Source organism: Proteiniclasticum sp., assembly GCF_003514505.1.
Taxonomy (GTDB): domain Bacteria; phylum Bacillota; class Clostridia; order Clostridiales; family Clostridiaceae; genus Proteiniclasticum.
On the sequence record NZ_DOPX01000008.1, the window covers coordinates 41,835 to 64,405 of the forward strand.

Annotated in this window: 23 protein-coding genes; all 23 read left to right on the forward strand. The window is 42.3% G+C overall.

The genetic code is table 11. The annotated features are described in order from the left end of the window. Positions 1 to 4: 4 nt before the first annotated feature. Positions 5 to 250 (forward strand): 30S ribosomal protein S16, encoded by a 246-nt coding sequence (rpsP, locus tag DEF30_RS01425; RefSeq protein ID WP_074909998.1) that lies wholly within the window; start codon positions 5 to 7, stop codon positions 248 to 250. A 14-nt stretch (positions 251 to 264) separates the two neighbouring features. Further along, positions 265 to 492: a KH domain-containing protein gene (locus DEF30_RS01430; protein ID WP_074909996.1), complete on the forward strand. Its 228-nt coding sequence runs from the start codon at positions 265 to 267 to the stop codon at positions 490 to 492. Between the two features lie 84 nt (positions 493 to 576). Next, the gene (gene rimM / locus DEF30_RS01435) at positions 577 to 1,074 is read left to right on the forward strand and encodes a ribosome maturation factor RimM (RefSeq protein WP_074909993.1); all 498 of its coding nucleotides are present in this window, start codon (positions 577 to 579) and stop codon (positions 1,072 to 1,074) included. Continuing rightward, positions 1,064 to 1,792 (forward strand): tRNA (guanosine(37)-N1)-methyltransferase TrmD, encoded by a 729-nt coding sequence (gene trmD / locus DEF30_RS01440; protein WP_294095672.1) that lies wholly within the window; start codon positions 1,064 to 1,066, stop codon positions 1,790 to 1,792. Before rimM ends, trmD begins: the two co-directional genes overlap by 11 nt. 121 nt (positions 1,793 to 1,913) lie before the next feature. Beyond that, the gene (gene rplS / locus DEF30_RS01445; protein ID WP_074909987.1) at positions 1,914 to 2,261 is read left to right on the forward strand and encodes a 50S ribosomal protein L19; all 348 of its coding nucleotides are present in this window, start codon (positions 1,914 to 1,916) and stop codon (positions 2,259 to 2,261) included. Between the two features lie 90 nt (positions 2,262 to 2,351). Further along, positions 2,352 to 2,858: a GNAT family N-acetyltransferase gene (locus DEF30_RS01450; RefSeq protein ID WP_294095679.1), complete on the forward strand. Its 507-nt coding sequence runs from the start codon at positions 2,352 to 2,354 to the stop codon at positions 2,856 to 2,858. A gap of 20 nt (positions 2,859 to 2,878) precedes the next feature. Continuing rightward, positions 2,879 to 3,730, forward strand: coding sequence for a ribosome biogenesis GTPase YlqF (ylqF, locus tag DEF30_RS01455; RefSeq protein ID WP_294095893.1), 852 nt, complete (start codon positions 2,879 to 2,881; stop codon positions 3,728 to 3,730). Next, positions 3,723 to 4,517, forward strand: a complete 795-nt coding sequence (locus DEF30_RS01460; RefSeq protein ID WP_294095684.1) for a ribonuclease HII — start codon at positions 3,723 to 3,725, stop codon at positions 4,515 to 4,517. The genes ylqF and DEF30_RS01460 overlap by 8 nt, the downstream gene beginning before the upstream one ends. Before the next feature lie 83 nt (positions 4,518 to 4,600). Next, complete coding sequence (gene dprA / locus DEF30_RS01465; RefSeq protein ID WP_294095687.1) at positions 4,601 to 5,392, forward strand: DNA-processing protein DprA; 792 nt, start codon at positions 4,601 to 4,603, stop codon at positions 5,390 to 5,392. Between the two features lie 220 nt (positions 5,393 to 5,612). After that, positions 5,613 to 7,706 carry a type I DNA topoisomerase gene (topA, locus tag DEF30_RS01470; RefSeq protein ID WP_294095690.1) on the forward strand — a complete coding sequence of 698 codons (2,094 nt, stop codon included), beginning with the start codon at positions 5,613 to 5,615 and terminating at the stop codon, positions 7,704 to 7,706. 460 nt (positions 7,707 to 8,166) lie between these two features. Next, the gene (codY, locus tag DEF30_RS01475) at positions 8,167 to 8,940 is read left to right on the forward strand and encodes a GTP-sensing pleiotropic transcriptional regulator CodY (protein WP_031572736.1); all 774 of its coding nucleotides are present in this window, start codon (positions 8,167 to 8,169) and stop codon (positions 8,938 to 8,940) included. Positions 8,941 to 9,138: 198 nt separating this feature from the next. Continuing rightward, positions 9,139 to 9,840: a 30S ribosomal protein S2 gene (gene rpsB / locus DEF30_RS01480; RefSeq protein ID WP_074909972.1), complete on the forward strand. Its 702-nt coding sequence runs from the start codon at positions 9,139 to 9,141 to the stop codon at positions 9,838 to 9,840. An 82-nt stretch (positions 9,841 to 9,922) separates the two neighbouring features. After that, positions 9,923 to 10,834, forward strand: coding sequence for a translation elongation factor Ts (tsf, locus tag DEF30_RS01485; protein WP_294095699.1), 912 nt, complete (start codon positions 9,923 to 9,925; stop codon positions 10,832 to 10,834). Between the two features lie 106 nt (positions 10,835 to 10,940). Next, positions 10,941 to 11,657, forward strand: coding sequence for a UMP kinase (pyrH, locus tag DEF30_RS01490; protein WP_294095702.1), 717 nt, complete (start codon positions 10,941 to 10,943; stop codon positions 11,655 to 11,657). A gap of 30 nt (positions 11,658 to 11,687) precedes the next feature. After that, positions 11,688 to 12,239, forward strand: a complete 552-nt coding sequence (gene frr / locus DEF30_RS01495; RefSeq protein ID WP_294095707.1) for a ribosome recycling factor — start codon at positions 11,688 to 11,690, stop codon at positions 12,237 to 12,239. Positions 12,240 to 12,263: 24 nt separating this feature from the next. Continuing rightward, complete coding sequence (locus DEF30_RS01500) at positions 12,264 to 13,031, forward strand: isoprenyl transferase (RefSeq protein WP_294095710.1); 768 nt, start codon at positions 12,264 to 12,266, stop codon at positions 13,029 to 13,031. Continuing rightward, a complete protein-coding gene (locus tag DEF30_RS01505) occupies positions 13,024 to 13,815 on the forward strand; it encodes a phosphatidate cytidylyltransferase (protein WP_294095712.1) in 792 nt (263 codons plus the stop codon). Before DEF30_RS01500 ends, DEF30_RS01505 begins: the two co-directional genes overlap by 8 nt. Before the next feature lie 206 nt (positions 13,816 to 14,021). Further along, positions 14,022 to 14,159, forward strand: coding sequence for a hypothetical protein (locus DEF30_RS01510; protein WP_169738433.1), 138 nt, complete (start codon positions 14,022 to 14,024; stop codon positions 14,157 to 14,159). A 259-nt stretch (positions 14,160 to 14,418) separates the two neighbouring features. Further along, positions 14,419 to 15,573 carry a 1-deoxy-D-xylulose-5-phosphate reductoisomerase gene (locus tag DEF30_RS01515; protein ID WP_294095726.1) on the forward strand — a complete coding sequence of 385 codons (1,155 nt, stop codon included), beginning with the start codon at positions 14,419 to 14,421 and terminating at the stop codon, positions 15,571 to 15,573. A 4-nt stretch (positions 15,574 to 15,577) separates the two neighbouring features. Beyond that, positions 15,578 to 16,582 carry an RIP metalloprotease RseP gene (gene rseP / locus DEF30_RS01520; protein ID WP_294095728.1) on the forward strand — a complete coding sequence of 335 codons (1,005 nt, stop codon included), beginning with the start codon at positions 15,578 to 15,580 and terminating at the stop codon, positions 16,580 to 16,582. Positions 16,583 to 16,584: 2 nt separating this feature from the next. Further along, a complete protein-coding gene (gene ispG, locus DEF30_RS01525) occupies positions 16,585 to 17,634 on the forward strand; it encodes a flavodoxin-dependent (E)-4-hydroxy-3-methylbut-2-enyl-diphosphate synthase (RefSeq protein ID WP_294095895.1) in 1,050 nt (349 codons plus the stop codon). Between the two features lie 26 nt (positions 17,635 to 17,660). Continuing rightward, positions 17,661 to 21,926 carry a PolC-type DNA polymerase III gene (locus DEF30_RS01530; RefSeq protein ID WP_294095729.1) on the forward strand — a complete coding sequence of 1,422 codons (4,266 nt, stop codon included), beginning with the start codon at positions 17,661 to 17,663 and terminating at the stop codon, positions 21,924 to 21,926. Between the two features lie 180 nt (positions 21,927 to 22,106). Further along, positions 22,107 to 22,559, forward strand: coding sequence for a ribosome maturation factor RimP (gene rimP / locus DEF30_RS01535; RefSeq protein ID WP_294095731.1), 453 nt, complete (start codon positions 22,107 to 22,109; stop codon positions 22,557 to 22,559). Positions 22,560 to 22,571: the final 12 nt, after the last annotated feature.

Consider the following 22,571-nt stretch of genomic DNA (forward strand, 5'->3'; position numbering starts at 1 on the left):
TATAATGGCAGTAAAGATTAGATTAAGAAGAATGGGAAGCAAGAAGGCTCCTTTCTACAGACTGGTAGTTGCAGATTCCAAGAGCCCAAGAGATGGTAAGTTCATCGAGGAGATCGGTTTCTACAATCCAGTAAGTGAACCAAAGGAAATCAAGATTGATGCTGAAAAGGCAACAGAATGGTTAAACAAAGGTGCGCAACCTACAGATGTTGTAGCTAAACTATTTGACAAGGCTGGAATCAAGAAGTAATCGGAGGGAATGACGTGAAAGAATTAGTTCTGTTCATCGCTAAGGAATTAGTGAATCACCCCGAAGAAGTTTCCGTCACTGAAGTGGAGAAAGATGGTACGCTTACCATGGAGCTCCGTGTCCATCCAGAGGACATGGGGAAGGTCATCGGCAAGCAAGGTAAGATTGCCAAAGCCATCCGAACTGTCGTGAAAGCGGCTTCTATGAAGGAAAACAAAAAAGTTCATGTAGAAATAGTATAACAGCTATTGCTTTTTAGCCTGCTTAGAAATAAGTAGGCTTTTGCACTATTTCTGCATCATTCATGTAAACATAATGAGGTGTCTATGAAGAAGTTTCTAACCATAGGAGAAATCACAAAGCCGCATGGCATCAAGGGTGAAGTCAAAGTATTTCCTCTAACAGATGACATTCAGCGTTTTAAAAAATTGAAGAGAGTGTTTATTGACGGACAGGAAGTCAAAGTTTCGTATGTGACGGTAGGTCATGATCGTGCAATTCTAAGGCTGGAAGGTGTGGACAGCGTGGAGGAGGCAGAGAAGCTGAGGAAGAAGCTTCTTGTTGTTCCCCGTGAGGAAGCTGTAAAACTTGAAGAGGATTCGTATTTCATTGAGGACCTCAAAGACTGCACAGTATATGACGAAGAAGGGCTGGAACTTGGCAAAGTAGCGGATGTGATTCAGACTGGAGCCAATGATGTGTATTGGATCAAGAAGCCTAAGGAGCTGCTCATTCCTGCCATAAGGGATGTGGTTTTGTCTGTGGATGTGGAAGCGGAGAAGATCATCATTAAGCCAATCAGGGTATGGTCCGATGAAGATTGATATTCTGACGTTGTTTCCTGAAATGTTTTCTCTCTTCAATGAAAGTATCATAGGACGCGCCAAAGAGAAGGGTCTTTTCGAAATAAATCCTGTGAACATCAGAGATTTTTCAAAAGACAAGCACAGGAAAGTGGACGATTACCCTTATGGTGGGGGAAGCGGTCTTGTGATGAGTGTTCAGCCCATACGGGACGCACTGAAGGAGATCAAAAAGGCCAATGGCGGACCTGTAATTTTTCTTGGACCTAAGGGCAAGACATTTGATCAGAATACAGCAAGACGGCTGGCCGAAAAGGATCAGCTTATTTTTCTCTGTGGTCATTATGAAGGGATTGATGAAAGGCTGTATGAGGACATAGATGAGGAAATCTCCTTGGGGGATTTCATTCTCACTGGAGGAGAGATGGCAGCCATTCCTATCATTGACAGCATTCTGAGACTTCGGGAAGGTGTTCTTGGCAGAGACGAAAGTTCTGTGGAAGAAAGTTTTTCAGAGAACCTTCTGGAGTATCCGCAGTATACACGACCCGAAGTGTATGAAGGCGAGCAGGTTCCGGAGATCCTGCTTTCGGGGCATCATGAGAACATCAGACAGTGGAGAAGATACCAGATGCTGATGATTACAAGAGAGAAAAGACCCGATCTGTATGCAAGACATCAGCTGTCTAAAGATGACCTGAAAATCATAAAAAAATTCTCTAAAGATCATGAAAAATGATGATTTTTACTTGTAACGGTATTGTTGTTTGTGGTAATATATAGTTTGTGCTAGTACGGGCGTTCCACTGGGAAGAAATGCTTCTGTATGAACGTCAATTTATCTTTAGGAGGGAATGCACATGAACGAATTAATCAGAGCGATTGAAGCAGAGCAGTTGAGAGAGACTGCACTACCTAAGTTTAACGTAGGAGACACCGTTAAGGTCCACGTTAAAATCAAGGAAGGCGACAAGGAAAGAATCCAGGTATTCGAAGGCGCAGTAATCAAGGTTCAGAACGGTGGAGTACGTGAGACTTTCACAGTGAGAAGACTTGCTTATGGTGTTGGCGTAGAAAGAACTTTCCCTGTAAATTCACCATCTGTAGACAAGCTTGAAGTTGTCAGAAAGGGTAGAGTAAGAAGAGCTAAGCTGTTCTACCTAAGAGACAGAGTTGGTAAGGCTGCAAAGGTTAAAAACGCTAGATAAGATGATAAAAAAGAGGCTTTTAGTCTCTTTTTTGTTTTATCGGAAGAAAATCGCATATAATAGAAGTAAATGTATGTGGAGGAGTAGACCATGCTGCGGTTATTAAAACCCGATGAGACTATGAAGGAAGAGATTCTGAGATATAACGATGCCTGGGGAAAGAGAAACCTTAAACTTGTCCCTCAAGCAGCAAGGCTTGGGACTTTGTCTTTCGAGGACTGGCTGAAAGATACAAGAGAACTTGAAACAGTTGCGGAAGAGCCTTTTGTCACTCAGGAAGTGTGGTTTCTTTATAGAGACGACACCATTGTTGGTGCCTGCACCTTGAGACATTCTTTGAATGCATATCTCTTTGCTGTTGGTGGCCAGATTGGTTATGGTGTTCATCCAGACGAGAGAGAAAAGGGATATGCCACATATATGCTCAAAGAAATGCTATACTATGCTAAGAAAAGAGGACTAAGAAAGATTCTAGTCACTTGCTCTGTAGGAAATACCGCGTCTGAAAAGACCATAGAAAAGTGCGGTGGAATCCTTGAAAATATAATGGAAGACGGAGAGAACCAGGTTGCAAGATACTGGTTTCATCTCCAGTAAAGGAAGTGATCTTTATGGACATGAAAAAAATCAACTGGTTCCCCGGCCATATGGTGAAAACCCGTCGGGAAATTTCTGCTAATCTGAAGCTGGTGGATGCGGTGATAGAGATTCGTGATGCGCGAATTGTTTCTTCATCCTCCAATCCGGAAATAGAAAAACTCGTGGAAGGAAAACCCAGAATTATTCTGCTCAATAAATCGGATATGGCGGAAGACCAAGTGACAAGGAAATGGAAAAAGGAGCTTGAAAACAACTCCACCATGGTACTTGAAGTCAATTCTCTCACCGGAAAAGGGCTGAACAATATCAAGCCCGCACTGAATGAGCTTCTGAAAGAAAAGCTGGAGAGAAGCAGGGAACGTGGGATTGTGAATTACCACATCAGAGTTATGGTGGTCGGGATTCCTAATGTGGGAAAGAGCTCTTTCATCAACCGCATGGCGAAGAACTCCATTGCCAAGGTCGGAGACCGACCAGGTGTGACGAAGAACAAGCAGTGGATCAAGACTAAGGATGGAATCGAGCTTTTGGATACCCCTGGAATTCTATGGCCTAAGTTTGAGGAAGAAACATCACTGAATCTGGCTTTCACAGGAGCAATCAAGGATGAGATCATGGATATTGAAACCCTTGCTTTGCGACTGGTGGAAAGACTTTCAAATCACTATGGGAAGAGGCTCATGGACCGGTATGGACTGGAGTCTGTTAGTGAAGAGTCCCTAGAGAATCTGGAAATGATTGCGAGAAAAAGAGGCTGCATCATCAAAGGCGGAGAAATTGATTATACACGTGTAGCGGTGATGCTGCTGGATGAGTTCAGAAGTGGCAAGCTTGGCAAGATCTCTTTGGAGTGGCCAGAACATGAATAAGCAAGAGATATTGAAAGAGAGCGCAGCGGCCATAAAAAGATACATCAAAGATCACGCGGATTTGGTTTTAGAAAATAGAGAAGAATGGATCTCAGCTCTTCTTGAAGACCATAGGAAAGCAGTTCAAGGGATAGGACAAAGTTTGAAAAAATCCAAGGAAGCTGAAGAGAAAGAGATCCTTCGTGTAAAAGCGCTGTACCAGCATGATCTTTCATACGGGAAAATTGTCTGCGGCGTGGATGAAGTGGGAAGAGGACCTCTGGCAGGGCCGATTGTGGCTGCAGCTGTAATTCTGCCTATGGATGATAGTTTTACAGAAATGATTTTGGGGATAGACGACTCAAAAAAAATATCAAAAAAGAACAGGGAAATCCTTGCGGAGATGATTAAAGAGAAAGCCTTATCGTACAGTGTTTATGAAATGAGCAATCTTGATATTGACCGCCTTGGGATCTCATACTGCAATCATGAAGTCTTTCGCGGAGCGGTTCGTACCTTATCGGTGAATCCGGAGCTGGTTCTTTCAGATGGTTATAAGATCAAGGACTATCAGGGGGAGAATATTGCTCTTGTGAAAGGGGATACAATCAGCGCCTCGATTGCCTGCGCATCCATCATTGCCAAGGTGCATCGGGACAGGCTGATGGAAAATTATGCCTTATACTATCCGCAGTATGGATTTGAACATAATGCAGGTTATGGAAGCAAAGATCATTTGGAAGCGTTGCAGGAAATTGGAGCAACCCCTATACACAGAATCTCCTTCCTTTCTAATATCCTGAAATGACCGCGCGAAAGTAAACTGAATAAAACATCGAACCTCCCTGATAATAGAAGTACTTGCGACTATATCAATGTGGAGGTTTTATTGTGGAACGTGAACTTTATAAGTCTCTACCTAGGAAGCAGCGGCTCTTTGCAGCGTTTTCCTTCGGCACCTATGTGGAGAAAAGAAAAATGATGTTTGGAGATTCGGTATCTTCTGGAGCGATACATACTGGGACTGAGGCGTTTCTCCTCATCGGAGATGAAGATTATCCAGACAAGCTATATGATTTATCGAATCCACCGTTACTGCTTTATTATCGAGGAGAGAAGAAGCTGCTGAAAGATGCCGCTGTATCAGTTGTAGGATCTAGAACGCCTTCTTCCTATGGTGTGAAGATGACTAGGAACATCGTAAACGAGCTTTCTCTTTATAATATCTCAATAATCAGTGGTGGAGCCAGAGGGATAGATACAACAGCCCACAGAGCGGCTCTTCAAGCTGGAAACAGTACCATATGTGTTTTGGGCTGTGGACTTGGGGTGGACTATCCGAAAGAAAATGCAGAACTTTTTAGAATGGTTTCAAGGAGCGGACTGATGTTGTCTGAATATCCTCCTAGTTTTAAACCGGAAAAATGGACATTTCCCATGAGAAACAGAATCATAGCCGCGTTATCGGATGCTATAGTTGTCACAGAAGCTTCGATGAAGAGTGGTTCTTTACATACAGCAACCTATGGCGTGGAGATCAATAGAGATGTTCATGCAGTTCCCCACGAAGCTTTATCCCCATGGGGACAGGGGTGTAACCATCTCATAGAACTGGGAGCCGGTATACTATATAATAGTAGGGATTTTTCTGAGGACTTCAGAAAGCGCCTTACTGGCAGGTAAATTCCTGATGGAAGCCTAAAGGGGGAGTGTGGTTTTTTATGGGGTTTAAGAGGGTACTCATGATATTCAGATAAATATTCTTTTGACATTTCAAATTTCATGGTATAGAATATGGAATTAATTCACAAAGTTCACCAGTAAGGTGAATAATTGGAATATGAATGAAAAACTTTGATATTCCATTGATGTAGTGTTTGAATATACCTTTAAGGGAGAATGTATGAGTCAGAAATTAGTAATCGTTGAGTCACCAGCTAAAGCAAAAACCATCAAGAAGTATTTGGGAGCGGGATATACTGTGGAAGCATCCATGGGACATATTCGAGATCTTCCTAAAAGCCAGCTTGGCGTAAATGTGGAGGATAATTTTGAGCCCAAATACATCACCATCAGGGGCAAGGGGGATCTGCTCGCTAAGCTCAGAAAAGAAGCCAAAAAAGCAGATAAAGTCTATCTTGCAACTGACCCTGACCGTGAAGGGGAAGCCATTAGTTTCCACCTTGCTCAAATATTGAAGCTCAATCCAGAAGAAAATATTCGAATTGAATTCAATGAGATCACGAAAGATGCGGTGAAGAAATCCATCAAGAATGCGAGGCCCATCAACCAGAAGGTTTTTGATGCCCAACAGGCGAGACGGGTTGTGGATAGACTTGTGGGTTATGAAATCAGTCCCATTCTATGGAGAAACGTCAAATGGGGACTCAGTGCTGGCAGAGTTCAGTCTGTTGCGCTAAAACTCATCTGTGACAGAGAAAAGGAAATTGAGAAGTTCGTCTCCAAAGAGTATTGGAGTATTGAGGCAGACCTCCTAAAGGGAAAGAAGACCATTCGAACAAAACTTACTCAGTATAAGAATAAGAAGGTAGAAATCGAAACTGAGAAAGAGGCAAAGAAGATTGAAAATGATCTGAAGAGTGGGTCTTTTGTCGTTTCCAGCATAAAGAAGAGCACCAAACTTAAGAATCCATTGGCGCCATTTATAACGTCAACCCTGCAGCAGGAAGCATCTAAACGGCTGAATTATCAAACCCGAAGGACCATGAGTGTTGCTCAGAAGCTCTATGAAGGTATGGAGGTGAAGGGGCATGGATCCGTCGGTCTTATCACCTATATGAGAACAGATTCCACTAGGGTATCAGATGAGGCTCAGACTGCAGCAAAAGAGTTCATTGAAATGAATTTTGGCAAGAACTATTACCCCGCTACACCAAGGGTGTATAAAGGGAAAAAGAATGCACAGGATGCTCATGAAGCCATCAGACCCTCCAATGTGCATTTAACACCAGAACAGGTGAAAGACAGCCTCAAATCAGAAGAGTACAAGCTCTACAAGCTCATTTGGGAAAGATTTGTAGCCAGTCAGATGGCCAGCTGCAAACTGAATACCATATCTCTTGAAGTCCTTAATGGAGATTATAAGTTTAGAGCCAGTGGTTCTTCAGTAGCTTTTGATGGTTTTATGAAGCTTTATGATTACCAAAGTGAAGAGGAAGAGGAGAATACGGCAATACCGGAACTTGATGAGAATGAAGTTCTTAACAGCAAGGAAATTAAGCTCAATCAGCACTTTACACAGCCTCCAGCGCGGTATACGGAAGCTAGTTTTGTAAAGACCTTAGAAGAACTTGGTATTGGTCGACCTTCCACATATGCACCTACAATCTCAACACTTCTGAACAGGCTTTATGTGGAAAGAGATAAAAAGAGTCTCCTACCTACAGATTTAGGGAAGATTGTTAATGATCTTATGAGCTCTTACTTTAAAGATATTGTGGATGTGGAGTTCACTGCTGATATGGAATCCAGACTGGATCTGATTGAAGAAGGCAAGGAAACATGGAAAGAGGTTGTTGGGAGTTTCTATACTCCACTGAAAAAAGATATTGATCATGCAGAGAGCTCCGTCTCCAAGATTACCATTGAGGATGAGATTTCTGATGAAATCTGCGATAAGTGCGGGAAACATTTTGTCATTAAGAATGGAAGGTTTGGAAAATTTCTTGCATGTTCTGGATATCCAGACTGCAAAAACACAAAAGCCATCGTAGAGAAGCTGGATGTTAAATGTCCACTCTGCAATGAAGGTGACGTTCTGCAGAGGAAATCCAGAAAAGGAAAGAAGTTCTTTGGGTGTTCCAGATATCCTGAATGTAATTATGTCAGCTGGTATGAACCCGTGAAAGAACCGTGTCCTCAGTGTAATGGTCTTCTTTACAAGAAGTATTCCAAGAAAGATGGAACTTACTTGGCTTGTGATACAGAAGGATGCGGATTTAAGAAAAAGGTTGAAAAAGCGAACGAAGAAGACTAATGAAGTCTTCACAATATCTGAAAGGGAACGGGAAAGGGAAAGGAAAAGATCCAGCGGTGCGTCTTTTCCTTTTTTCATTGCATTCGGCTGAAAAAGAGTATATACTCTACAAGTCTGTGTTTTTTGAAAATTTGTGAATTTATTTAGGATTCTGTTTTTTTTGGTTTCGTAGAAATGTTTATATAATTCATTGCACTATAGAAAATCATCTTAATTTCGGCGCATTTTGAATTTATTCACCAAACCAATCTGATATCCAAGCAAGGTATTGGTAAGAAATTGTTATATGTTCATCGGGAAATCGAAAATTAAATCATTTTTATAAATGTTTGTGTAAAGAAAAAAGGATTTTGAATTGTGCAAAATTATTGAATAATCCTTTAATTTGTGATATCATCTTGATGGACCGATAACAATTCAAAATATTCACAATATTAGCATAGGAGTAAGGGGGATAACGATGTCATTATTAAATAAGACTAGAAAACTCAATAAGATCCTTCAAAAATCAGGAACTGAACCTGTTGTTTTTGATGATATCTGCGAAATCTTAAGCGAGGAGCTCCATTCCGATGTGTATGTGGTCAGCCGAAGAGGTAAGATCTTAGGTCATAAGTTCACATATCCATTCACAACAAAAGATGAGTATTCATCTGTATTGGAAGAAATGAAATACAGTGATGATTATAATGATACACTACTCAAAATCGGTGAAACATTGGTGAATCTAAGTGCAGATGAGCGGTATGTGCTGAACATTGAGAAGGAATATGAAGGCAAGGATAAGATTACGACCATCGTGCCAATCAACGGAAACCGTGAACGGTTGGGTACACTGATTCTTGTATCTCTTGAAGGAGAATATACGGATGAGGATATCGTTCTTGCTGAGTATTCCGCAACAATCATTGGTCTTGAGATTCTCAGATCAAAACAACTGGAAAGCGAAGAAGACCAGAGGAAGAATGATGTGGTGGATTTGGCGATTCAGACTCTCTCATACAGTGAGAAAGAAGCTGTGAACCATATTTTCAGAGAACTGGATGGAGATGAGGGACTTCTCGTTGCTTCCAGAATTGCGGACAAAGTTGGCATCACCAGGTCTGTTATTGTCAATGCCCTGAGAAAGCTGGAAAGCGCTGGTGTAATCAAATCCAGATCTCTAGGAATGAAAGGTACCAGAATCACAATTCTAAATGATAAACTTCTTGAAAAACTGGATATCCGTAAATAATTAAGTAGATGTTATGATGAAATAATGATTTTCAGACAAAAACCAGTTTTAAACTGGTTTTTGTTGCTTCTGAGAGAAGCTTATGGTATACTACTTTAGGATAAAAATAATCACATGCACTGATTTCAGAGAGGTTGCCCGGAAGGGTTTCTCTGAGAAATGAAGTGGATGGAAGGTTAAAAACCAGGAGGTAAAAAAATGGCAGTAATTTCAATGAAACAGCTTTTAGAAGCTGGTGTTCACTTTGGTCACCAGACCAGAAGATGGAACCCTAAGATGGCTCCATACATTTTCACAGAGAGAAACGGGATCTATATCATCGATCTTCAGAAAACTGTGAAGCTTATCGACGTAGCGTATGATTTCATTAGAGAAGTCGCAGCAGAAGGTAAGGATATTCTTTTTGTTGGAACAAAGAAGCAGGCTCAGGAAGCAATTCAGGAAGAAGCAATCAGAGCAAACATGCACTTTGTAAACAACAGATGGCTTGGCGGTATGCTGACAAACTTCGGCACCATCAAGAAGAGAATTGCTAGAATGGAAGAAATCCGTGCTATGCAGGAAGATGGTACTTTCGACGTTCTTCCAAAGAAGGAAGTAGCAGCTCTTATGAACGAGCTTGAAAAACTAGAAAGAAACCTTGGCGGTATCAAGAATCTTGATGTCAACAACATCGGAGCAATCTTCATCGTTGACCCAAGAAAAGAAAGAATTGCAATTGCAGAAGCAAAAGCGCTGAATATTCCAATCGTTGCTATTGTTGATACAAACTGCGATCCAGACGAAATTGATTATATCATTCCTGGAAACGATGATGCCATCAGAGCGGTTAAGCTGATTACAGCAAGACTGGGAGATGCCATTCTTGAAGCTAGACAGGGTGAAGAAATAGCAGAGTAAAAAGTAAAAGGTAGGTGGTTTTCCATTTACCTTTTCTTATAGAGTGACCAATGTTTGAAATGAAATTTAGGAGGAATAAACTGTGATTAGTGCACAAGCTGTTAAAGAATTAAGAGAAAAGACCGGCGCTGGTATGATGGACTGTAAGAAGGCTCTGACCCAGGCTGAAGGAGATTTAGAAAAGGCTATTGATATCCTGAGAGAAAAGGGGCTTGCTTCCGCTGCTAAGAAGTCTGGAAGAGTTGCTGCTGAAGGTGTCATTGCAACATATGTATCCGATGATCTGAAGAATGCTTCTATTATAGAACTGAACTGTGAAACAGACTTCGTTTCCGCTAACGAAGCTTTTGTAGCTCTTGCCAATGATATTGCCAAGGCTGTAGCTGAAAACAACGTGGACAGTCTGGATGCTGTAAAAGCACTTCCATACGGCGAAGCTACCATCCAAGATGCGATCACCGCTCTCATTGCTAAGCTTGGTGAGAACATGAATCTGAGAAGATATGAGAAGATGGAAGCTCCAGCAGGACTTGTATCCTCTTACATTCATATGGGTGGAAAGATTGGTGTTCTGGTTCAGGTTGATGCTGAAAATGCTACACAGGAAGTTTCTGCTGTGGCAAAGGATGTAGCAATGCATGTGGCTGCGCTGAATCCTCAGTTCCTTGACAACTCTTCTGTAGATGCAGAAACCATTGAAAGAGAAAGAGAAATCTATCGTGTGCAGGCTCTGAATGAAGGCAAGCCAGAAAAGATTGTTGACAAGATGGTTGATGGAAGAATCAACAAGTTCTTCAAGGAAGTATGTCTTGTGAATCAGATGTTCGTTAAGAACCCTGATCTCTCCATTGAGGCATTTGTTAAGGAAGAGTCCAAGAAGTATGGAAACATCAAGCTTGTAAAGTTTGTAAGATTTGAGAAGGGCGAAGGAATCGAAAAAGAAGAAGTAGATTTTGCTGCTGAAGTAGCTGCTCAGATGGGACAAAACAAGTAAAAAGCAAAACAAGGATTCGAAAGAATGAAAAAGAGAACACCTTGGTGTTCTCTTTTTTTGAAATAATTGTTAGAATGGTACTATAATGCAATATACGGAGGTTATTATGAGTGAACCGAAATACAAAAGAGTCATGCTGAAACTATCTGGCGAATCATTGGCTGGTAAAAATGGATTTGGCATAGATTTTACTGTAGCCAAGAGAATTGCCGAAGAAATCAAAGGTCTTGTGGACATGGGCGTTGAAGTGGGAGCAGTCATTGGTGCAGGAAACATTTGGAGAGGACGCGAAGGAAGTGGAATGGACCGGGTGACAGCGGACAACATGGGAATGCTTGCCACTTGTATCAATGCACTTGCATTGCAGAACTCATTAGAAGACCTCGGTATTGAAACAAGAGTGCAGTCTGCCATTGAAATGCGGGAGATTGCGGAGCCTTTCATCAGAAGGCGTGCTGTCAGGCATCTGGAAAAAGGCCGGGTAGTAATTTTTGCGGCAGGTTCAGGGAACCCCTACTTCACAACAGATACTGCAGCAGCACTTCGTGCAGCGGAGATTGATGCAGAATGTATACTGCTCGCTAAGAAAGTGGACGGAGTTTATGATATGGATCCCAATGTTTATCCGGAAGCGGTGAAGTTTGACAAGTTAACATACCGCGATGTCATTGAAAAAGATCTGAAAGTCATGGACATTACAGCAATCACACTGTGCAAAGACAACGAAATTCCAATCATTGTCTTTGGTCTTGATGGTGAAGGAAATATTTTAAAAGCCATAATGGGTGAAGCCAATGGTACTATTATCGACTGTAATGAATAAGCTGAATAATAAATAATAGGAGGATCGACTATGTTTAAAGATTTAATGAAAACCATGGAAGAAAAGATGGGGAAGTCCATCAGTAATCTGGAGGCTGAACTTGCCACATTAAAAGCTGGACGGGCCAATCCTACCATGCTGGACCGGATCGAAGTTGAGTATTATGGAAGCATGGTACCAATCAGTCAGGTGGGGAACATCTCAGCACCAGAACCACGAGTGCTTATGATTACACCTTGGGAAAAATCTGCTTTGAAGGCCATCGAAAAAGCCATCAATATGTCTGAGCTGAACATCAATCCGAACAATGACGGATCCGTCATTCGCCTAATTGTGCCTGAACTGACAGAAGAAACCAGAAAGAATCTGGTAAAGGTGGTACATAAAAAAGGAGAAGAGGCAAAGATTGCCATCAGATCCATTAGAAGAGATGTCATTGAAAAGATCAAGGGAATGAAAAAAGAAGTCTCTGAAGATGAAGTGAAGAAGGGCGAAGAAGACGTTCAGAAGAAAGTGGATGAGTTCATCAAGAAAGTAGACAAGATTCTGCAGAATAAAGAAAAAGAGATCATGACTGTATAGTTTCCATTTGAAAGAAGGTAAGACATGTTTGGTATTTTTAAGAAGACGGGTACAGTGGAAGCAATTGATGCAGTACTGGATATGGAAAGAATCCCGAAGCATATCGGCATTATTATGGATGGCAATGGCCGGTGGGCGAAGAAGAGAAATCTGCCAAGAACCATGGGTCACAAGGCGGGAGTAGAGACTATAAGAAGAATACTAAAAGAATGCAATCGCTTAGGGGTCAGGTTCCTGACCCTCTATGCTTTTTCCACTGAAAACTGGAAACGGCCAAAAGAGGAAGTGAATGCCCTGATGTCTCTTCTGATCGAATATTTGAAAAATGAGCTGAAAGAGCTTCATGACAACAACGTCGTGGTGAACTATGTGGGGAATACAGAAAGACTTCCCTTGAAGGCTCAAGAAGCACTGAAAGAAGCCTGGGAACTTACGAAAAATAATACTGGGGTACAGATGAATCTCGCATTAAACTATGGTGGACGTGAGGAGATTCTTCATGGCATCAGAGAACTTGTTGTGGCTGTGGAAGAGCACAGATTTTCCATGGAGGACCTCACAGAGGAGTCTTTCAAAGAATTTCTGTATACAAAAGGTCAGCCGGACCCGGAACTGATCATAAGACCCAGCGGGGAACTCCGGTTGTCAAATTTTCTGCTTTATCAGGGCGCATACAGCGAATTATGGTTCAATCAGATTTTTTGGCCGGATTTCACAGAAGCACATCTGAGACAGGCGATTTCAGATTATCAGAAACGAGACCGCCGATTTGGGGGAGTAAAGGGTGAATAATCGATATATAGGAGCACTGATTCTGGCTCCATTTCTACTTCTGATTTTTTTGGGTGGATGGTATTTGAAAGCAGCTGTACTATTTCTGTCTTTTCGTGGACTCTTTGAGTATTTTCATGTGGTCCGTAAGAAAGGTCATAGTCCGGTATCCTTCATAGGATACAGTGTGCTGCTCTCCTATTATGCGGTTGTGCTGTTTGTTCCCGATCCGTTGGCGCATGTGGGTGTTCTTATAGCGCTTATGACAGCGGTTCTGTTTATCTATATGGTCTTTGATGAAAAGATCAATATTGCGGACGTAGGGATTACTGTCTCAGGATTTGTATATACAGGAGTTTTGTTCAGTTTTCTGATTTTGCTGGGTGATAAAGAACAGGGGATGTACTACGTTCCTCTTGTTTTTGTAATTTCATGGGTCTGTGATACTTTGGCCTACTATTCTGGAAGACTGTTTGGGAAACATAAGCTCAATGAGCGAGTGAGCCCCAAAAAGACTGTAGAAGGAGCAGTTGGAGGTTTACTTGGGGGAACCATTGGCGCTTTGATTCTCGGATATTTTATTTCTGCAGAATCCGGAGCGAATATTGCTCATTTTGCCATCATTGGCTTAATGGGGGCGTTTTTTGGACAAATCGGAGATCTGGCAGCTTCTGCTATCAAAAGATATGCAGGGGAGAAGGATTATCCCAAGCTAATCCCAGGGCACGGTGGAGTGCTTGACAGGTTTGATTCAATCTTATTTGTCGCCCTCATTGTGTATGTCTATACAACATATGTTTTATAGAACATGACGTGATGCCGTTATTTCATGGCTACACATCCATCTATAAAAAAGAGTCATTCCTTTGGCATGGCTCTTTTCTCATTTTGATACCAAAAAATTAAAGATGTTCATAAGAATTTTAAATAATATATATTGTATTGTCCCGAGGTTAGAGGTATATTATATACAACAGTAAATTTGTCATATGTACAAAGAGGAGGGAGCTTATGAAAAAAGAGCCTAAAACCAAGATACTGTTTACATTACCTGTCGAACTGAAGGAAGAACTGTTGAAGGAAGCTGAAAAAGAAAACCGCTCGCTGAACAACTATATTCTGACCCTTCTTCTGAAAAGAACCAAGTAATGACATTTTTGTATGACGTGTAAAGAGTCCGAAGTTATCTTCGGGCTTTTTTGATTTCATAGAACTGGAAGGACAGAACGATCTATCCTTCAGAGTATCCTCATGGAGTGTAGTGAAGATTTGTGTTAGAATAATAGAGCATCTGGAGTCAGTTTCTAGGTGAGCTGAACTGAAGTATCATTTTTTTGTAGGAATTTCTTAATAATTCTCTAGTATAATAAAGTTCAACCAGATTAGAAAAGGAAAGGGGTTATCCCATTTGAAGAATATTGCGATTATAGGCGCATCCGGATCCATTGGAACGCAAACTCTGGATGTTTTGAGAAAAGAAAAAGATATTGTGCTCTCAGGGGTTACGGTACATAGAAATCTTTCGGTGTTGAAAGATATTATTGAAGAGTTCCATCCATCTGCTGTGGCAGTGACAGATGAATCGATCATGGTGGAAGCGGAAGAGCTGTTGAAATCCATCGGCTTTCAGGGAGAAATCTCGTTTGGTTCTGAGGGTCTCATCCACATTTCGACACTTCCAGATACAGATACTGTCGTGACTTCACTTGTGGGAATGGTGGGCCTTAAGCCAACCATAGCTGCCATTGAGAATGGAAAGAACATTGCGCTTGCAAATAAAGAAACACTGGTAGCTGCGGGAGAACTTGTTATGCCTCTAGCAAAGAAGCACAATGTGCATATTCTACCGGTGGATTCTGAACACTCTGCAGTTTTTCAGAGTCTTCAGGGATCAAAGCACGAAGAAATACAAAAGATTATCCTGACTGCTTCAGGGGGCCCTTTTAGAGGGAAAGATCAGGCATTTTTAAAAACCGTCACTCGCCAGATGGCCTTAAAACATCCGAACTGGGTGATGGGAGCGAAAATAACCATTGACTCCTCCACCCTTATGAACAAAGGGCTCGAGGTCATCGAGGCTAAATGGCTCTTTGATGTGGACTATGATCAGATTGAGGTACTGGTCCATCCTGAAAGCATCATCCATTCCATGGTGGAGTTTGTGGACAACAGTGTCATTGCTCAGCTTGGGGCGCCTGATATGAGGCTGCCCATACAGTATGCACTCAATTATCCACACAGAACACGTTCCGTGGCAAAACCCTTGAACCTTTTAGAAATATCAAAGCTGACTTTTGAAGCTCCGGATAGGGAAACGTTCAGAGCGTTGGACTTGGCATATACAGCTGGTAAAAGGGGAGGTCTACAGACCGCAGTAATGAACAGTGCCAATGAAGAAGCGGTAGCGTTATTTCTGGAGAACCAGATACACTACCATGAAATTGTAGAAGTAGTGGAACAGGCCATGGATGCCTATAGAAATCTTGGTGAGATTTCGCTTGAAAAAGTGATTTCTGCCCATGATGAAGTTAAAATGTTTGTCCGTAACAAAATGAAGAGGTGAGAACATGTATTTAGTATTATCAATATTTGCCTTTGGTCTTCTGGTCCTTGGGCATGAATTCGGTCATTTTATTGTTGCCAGACTCAATGGTGTCACCGTGGAAGAGTTTTCTGTAGGTATGGGTCCCAGGATCTTCAAGAAGCAAGGTAAGAATACCTTGTATTCTTTAAAAGCGCTGCCCATTGGTGGCTCTGTGAAAATGTACGGTGAGACTGCAGATGAGGAAGGAGAGGGTTCATTCTTCTCCAAAAGCCCTCTCAGAAAAATCAGTATCATTGCAGCAGGACCCATCATGAACATCATCATGGCTGTGTTGGTTCTCTTTGTCATCGTGATTTTCAACGGCTATTCCAGCAATGTGATTTCAGAGGTAATCCCTGACTCGCCTGCTGAGGAAGCTGGAATCATGGCAGGTGACAAAATTATTGGTGTCAATGGAGAAAAAGCCTACACATTTCAGGATGTTTCCACCTATATTGCGTATAACGGTTTACAGGAAGTCACTTTAGAGCTTGAGACAGCAAATGGAAGGGTCGTAAAGAAACTTACGCCAATGGAATCTGAAGGAAGAGCTTTGGTAGGAGTTGTACCGATATCAGAAACTGATCCTGGTGTTTTTGAAAGCATTGGTGCTGCGATTAATCAGGGAAGGTCATTGATTGCTCAAACGCTATTCTCACTAAAAGTGCTATTTACAGGGCGAGCTTCCATCAATGATTTTGGTGGACCAGTCACAATCTTCAAAATATCCACAGAAGTCGCAAGTGTTTCTCTTTGGAATCTGGCATCCTTTGCTGCATTTCTCAGCATCAACCTAGCGGTTCTGAATCTCATTCCATTTCCAGCACTCGATGGAGGATGGATCCTGATTCTTCTGGTGGAACTGGTCAGCAGAAGGAAAATTCCGGATAAGTTCGTCGGGATATGGAACACCATCGGCTTTGCGATACTTATGAGTTTCATGCTGCTGATTACATTTAAGGATATCTTTTTACCAGGAGGCTTCTGATGATTGAACGTCGACCAACGAGAAAAATCAAAATTAAAAATATGTATGTAGGTGGAGACAGCAAGATCAGCGTTCAGTCCATGACTAACACCGATACAAGAAATATTGAAGCTACATTAGACCAGTCTAGAGCGTTGATGGTTGCAGGATGTGATATCATTCGTGTTGCTGTACCAGATCTGGAGGCGGCTGAAGCACTAAAAGAGATTACAAGACAGCTGCCCATACCTGTTGTGGCAGATATTCACTTTGATTACCGCTTAGCCCTGAAGAGCATTGAAAATGGAATCTCAAAACTGAGAATCAATCCAGGGAACATTGGCGGGAAGGACAAAGTGCGTCTTCTGGCTGAAGTCTGTAAAGATAAGGGAATTCCCATCCGGGTAGGTGTGAACTCAGGGTCCTTGGAGAAAGATCTACTTGAGAAGTATGGTCATGTGACGCCTGAAGCCCTGGTGGAAAGTGCGCTGCGTCATGTGGAGCTTCTGGAGGATGCCAACTTTTATGACACCATCATCTCGATTAAGTCATCTGATGTTATGACCATGATGAACAGTTACCGTTTGCTTTCCAAAGAAGTGGATTATCCTCTCCACCTGGGTGTAACGGAAGCTGGAACACCTTGGAGAGGAACCATCAAAAGCTCTGTGGGTATCGGAGGCCTTTTGTCCGAAGGTATTGGGGATACCATAAGAGTATCCTTAACCGGAGACAGCATTGAGGAGATCAAAGTTGGAAGAGAGATTCTGAAATCTGTAGGGCATCTGAAAGATGGAATTGAGTTTGTGTCTTGTCCGACTTGCGGAAGGACTCAAATTGATCTGATTGGTATTGCGAATCAGGTGGAAGATGCTTTAAAAGACAGCAAGAAGAACATCAAGGTCGCAGTCATGGGATGTGTGGTCAATGGACCTGGTGAAGCCCGGGAAGCGGACATCGGTATTGCTGGAGGAAACGGCATGGGGCTGATATTCAAGAAAGGCCTCATTATAAGAAGAGTGAAAGAAGAAGAGCTGGTTGCAGCCCTTTTGGAGGAAATTGACAAACTGTAATGATTAGGAAAGGAGGAGGGCTTTGATTGGAAATTAATCACCTGCTCAGCAAAGAGTCCTCACTCTCTGCATATAAAATTCAAGACGTGCTGAAAGTAGAGTATCTCAAAAAACAAAATCAGTTCAGAGTTTTTCTAAAATCGTTCCGTGTTCTGGACCCTAAAGTGAAAGAACCCATCGGTAATTTCCTGAAGCATGTGACAGGACAGGAAAGTGAGACACTGATTGTCAATATCCTGGATCAGCTCACCCACGAGAATATCCAGGATGTTCTCATGGGGATTTTTCTGTCAGAACCGCTTCGGTATAATTTTTTAAAAGATGCAGATGTCCATCTGGCAGAAGGGCATCTGAAAATCCAACATTACAGTCCCGTCCTCATTACGAATTTTAGAAGTCACGATGCAGTGAAGCATATTGAAACACTAATTTCCCAATACTACGGACAGAGCGTCCATGTGGAAACAGTGCTGAATGTTGCACTGACTCCTGAAAGAAAAGAACTAGATGTAAGCAAAGAACTTCACGCAGCAAGACAGGATTCTCAAGTCAGCGCAGAGCATAGGGTGGAGGCACCCAAAATGGTGATGCCTTCCAGAAAAGCACCTTTGGAGGAACCTGTAAAAGGACAAAAGAAATCTCAAGATGAGAATGTCATCTTTGGAAAAGCAATTAAAGAGCCAAGTGTCAGAATCAAAGAACTGGATGACAATGCTGGAATCTGTGTCATAGATGGCGAGGTTTTCAAAACAGATGAAAAGAAACTAAGAAACGGGAAAACACTCCTTGTGCTGTATGTCACGGATTTGTCCAGCTCTATTGCAGTGAAAGTATTCCTGAAAGAAGGGGAAGAACTTCCAATTAAGGCGGGCCAGGTGTTCCGGTTTAAAGGAAGCGTCACACTGGATATGTACTCGAAAGAGCTGACCATGATTGCCCGGGATATCTATAGAATGGAAAAAGTAAAGAGAAAAGATACCGCAGCAGAAAAAAGGGTAGAACTTCATCTGCACACCAACATGAGCAGTATGGATGCCCTGGCTTCAGCGAAATCTGTTTTTTCTCTAGCCAAGGACTTTGGACACCGCGCCGTGGCCATAACGGATCATGGAGTTGTTCAGGCGTATCCCGAAGCTATGGATCAGGCGAAAGCTACAGGAGTCAAGCCAATATATGGCATGGAGGCCTATGTAGTCAATGACGAAATGAATATCATTGAAAATATAGATGAGACATTGAAGGATCTTGTGATATTCGATATTGAAACCACAGGATTCTCTTCTGTGAATGATAAGATCATCGAAATCGGTGCGGTGAAGGTAAGAGATGGTGAAGTCATTGATGAATTCTCGGCTTTCATCAATCCAGAACGTTCCATTCCATCAAAAATCACTGAATTGACAGGAATCACAGACACCATGGTGAAAGATGCACCACTCATTGGAGAGGTGATTCTTCAGTTTGAGGAATTCATCAGAAATGCGACCTTGGTTGCCCATAATGCCTACTTTGATGTGGGCTTCATTCGTAAGAATCTGGCAGATCTTGGACGAAGCATTCATAATCCCATCATGGATACTGTGCCTATGGCGAGATTCCTCTACCCTGATTTGAAAAGACACCGGCTGGATGTCATTTCAAAACACCTGGGAATAGATATGGGATCACATCATAGAGCAGTGGATGATGCGAAGACCACTCATCGGATTCTTCTAAAGTCCATGGAAAAAATGGAAACCATGGGGATTCATTCCTTCAGAGAGCTGAATGAGCGAAGCAGAAAAGAGATGGATTATAAAAAACTGCCAATGTATCATACAACAATTCTTGTGAAGAATCTCACTGGTCTCAAGCATCTTTATGAAATGGTGACGGAGTCCCATCTGAAGTCGTTCCACATGAAGCCCAGAATCAGAAAAAGTGTCCTGGAACAAAAGAGGGAAGGACTTTTATTGGGTTCTGCCTGTATCAATTCGGAACTTGTACGGTATATCATGGAAGGACGAACGGAAGACGAGATTCTGACCATGGCCTCCTACTATGACTATATTGAAGTGCAGCCTGTTGAAAACAACCTGGATCTTCTGAAGGACGGCCGTATTCAGGATATAGAGGGATTACGTGACCTGAACAGAAAACTGATCTCACTTGGTGAATCTCAAGGAAAAATCGTTGTAGCCACTGGAGATGTCCACTATTTGAATAAGGAAGACAAGTTCTATCGGAAAATCCTCCTGGCATCGCAAGGGTACAACAATCAGAATGATGATCTAGACCTGTATTTCAGAAGCACAGATGAGATGCTGGATGCTTTCTCCTATCTTGGGCGTGATAAAGCCTATGAGATTGTTGTGAAAAATACCAATCTCATCGCAGACAGCATTGAGGACTTTCTTCCCATCCCCAAGGGGACATTCCCACCTAAGATTGATGGTGCGGATGAGGAAATCAGAGAAATGACCATGAAGGAAGCTCATAAACTCTACGGAGAGATCCTCCCTGAGGTGGTGGAAAAACGTGTGACAAAGGAACTGAACTCCATCATCAGCAATGGGTATGCCGTGCTTTATCTTATAGCGCACAAACTGGTTGCCAAGTCGCTTTCTGATGGATACCTTGTAGGATCAAGAGGTTCTGTGGGGTCTTCACTGGTTGCTACTTTTACAGGGATCACGGAAGTGAACGGACTTCCACCCCATTACCGATGCCCATCCTGCAGACATAATGAGTTCTTTTTGGATGGAAGTGTTTCAAGTGGTGCGGATTTACCGCTCAAAGACTGTCCGGAATGTGGATCTCCTTATGTTCGGGATGGACATGACATTCCCTTTGAAACCTTCCTGGGGTTTGAAGGGGATAAAGAACCTGATATTGACTTGAACTTCTCGGGAGAATATCAGGCAGTGGTTCATAAATACACAGAAGAGCTCTTTGGTGAAGGATATGTGTTCAAGGCGGGCACCATTGGTACAGTAGCGGATAAGACCGCGTATGCCTATGTCAAAAAGTATCTGGAGGAGCGTGAGATGCATCTTCCCACAGCGGAGATTGAGCGGCTTTCTCTGGGGCTTGTGGGTGTTAAAAGAACCACGGGTCAGCATCCAGGTGGTATTATGGTTGTGCCTAGAGATAATGATGTGCATAACTTTACTCCTGTACAGAGGCCAGCAGATGATCAGTCTTCTGACATAACGACCACGCATTTTGATTACCACTCCATTTCTGGAAGACTTCTGAAACTTGACATACTAGGACATGACGATCCGACTATGCTGAGAATGCTTCAGGATCTGACTGGCATTGACCCAAAGACCCTGCCTCTCAACGATGAGAAGGTGATCTCCTTATTCACCTCCACAAAAGCACTGGGGGTAACAGAAGAGGAGCTGGGGATTCCGGTGGGTTCATTAGGTCTTCCGGAGTTTGGAACGAAGTTTGTCCGGGGGATGCTTCTGGATACAAGTCCAAAATCCTTTGCAGATCTTGTGAGAATATCAGGACTTTCACATGGTACAGATGTATGGCTGAACAATGCTCAGTACTATATCAAAGAAGGATTCACAACCCTGAGCGAATGCATCAGTACCCGTGATGATATTATGGTGTATCTGATTTATAAAGGGCTGCCTGCAAAACGTGCCTTCACTATCATGGAGAGTGTGCGAAAAGGCAAAGGACTCAAAGATGAGGACGAAGTCATCATGCGAGAGAACAGCGTGCCTGAATGGTACATCGAATCCTGTAAAAAAATCAAATATATGTTTCCAAAGGGCCATGCGGTGGCTTATGTTATGATGGCTATGCGTATCGCCTATTTCAAAGTGTACTATCCCTTGGCATATTATGCGGCCTATTATTCCACAAGAGCATCGGACTTTGATGGAGAGCTCATACTGAAAGGTGAAGTGGCTGTCAAAAAGCAGCTGGATGAGTACTACGAGCTTGGAAACAACATTTCAGCAAAAGAAAAAAATATGATCACAATCCTAGAGATTGTGTATGAGATGTATAAGAGAGGGTTGAAGTTCAAACCAGTGGATCTATACCTTTCTCATGGATCAAAGTTTCTCATCGAAGAAGGTGAAATCAGACCGCCTCTGAGCTGTCTTGTGGGGGTTGGTGTCAATGCGGCAACATCCATTTATGAGGAAGCTCAAAGAAGTCCTTTCATTTCGAAGGAAGATCTCCGATTACGCTGTAAGATTTCCAAAACAGTCATTGAAACACTTTCAAATTGTGGGGCTCTTGAGGGGATGGATGAAACAAACCAGCTCTCTCTCTTCAACCTATAGGGGTTGAATTTTTCAAAATACTATGTTATTCTTTATAAGAAGAATAACTTTGAACTAGAAGAGTGGGCAAAACCCGCTCTTTCGTTTTGTGTGGCGCAACTGTAATCTAGTTGCGTTTTTCATTAGGGAAAAACATAAACACAAAACAAAACTGTCAAATAATTATAATGGGGTGAAACCATGGAAAAATGGAAGGAACTGGAACCGCTATTCCAGAAAGAAATTGAAGATTTGGGTTATGGTATGTATCACATGGAATATGTCCATGAGGATGGAATGAACATTCTCCGATTCTATATTGAACATGAGAATGGAATTGCACTTGCGGACTGCGAGACCGTATCCAGAAGGATCAGCGATATTCTAGATGAGAAGGATCCGATTTCTGAGGATTACAATCTGGAAGTTTCATCACCAGGAATTTTCAGGACTCTATTCACCAAAGCTCACATGGAAGCAGCAGTGGGAGAAAAGGTTCAGATTAAGACGAAGAAACCAGTGGACGGTTCCAAGAAGTTCATTGGGGTCCTTAAGGAAGTTCAGAGTGGAGGGCTTCTTGTTGAAAAAGACAAAAAGCCACTGGAAGTTACATTTGAAAATCTTCGCAGTATCAATATTGAAGTAGATTTGTAAAAATTCTAAGGA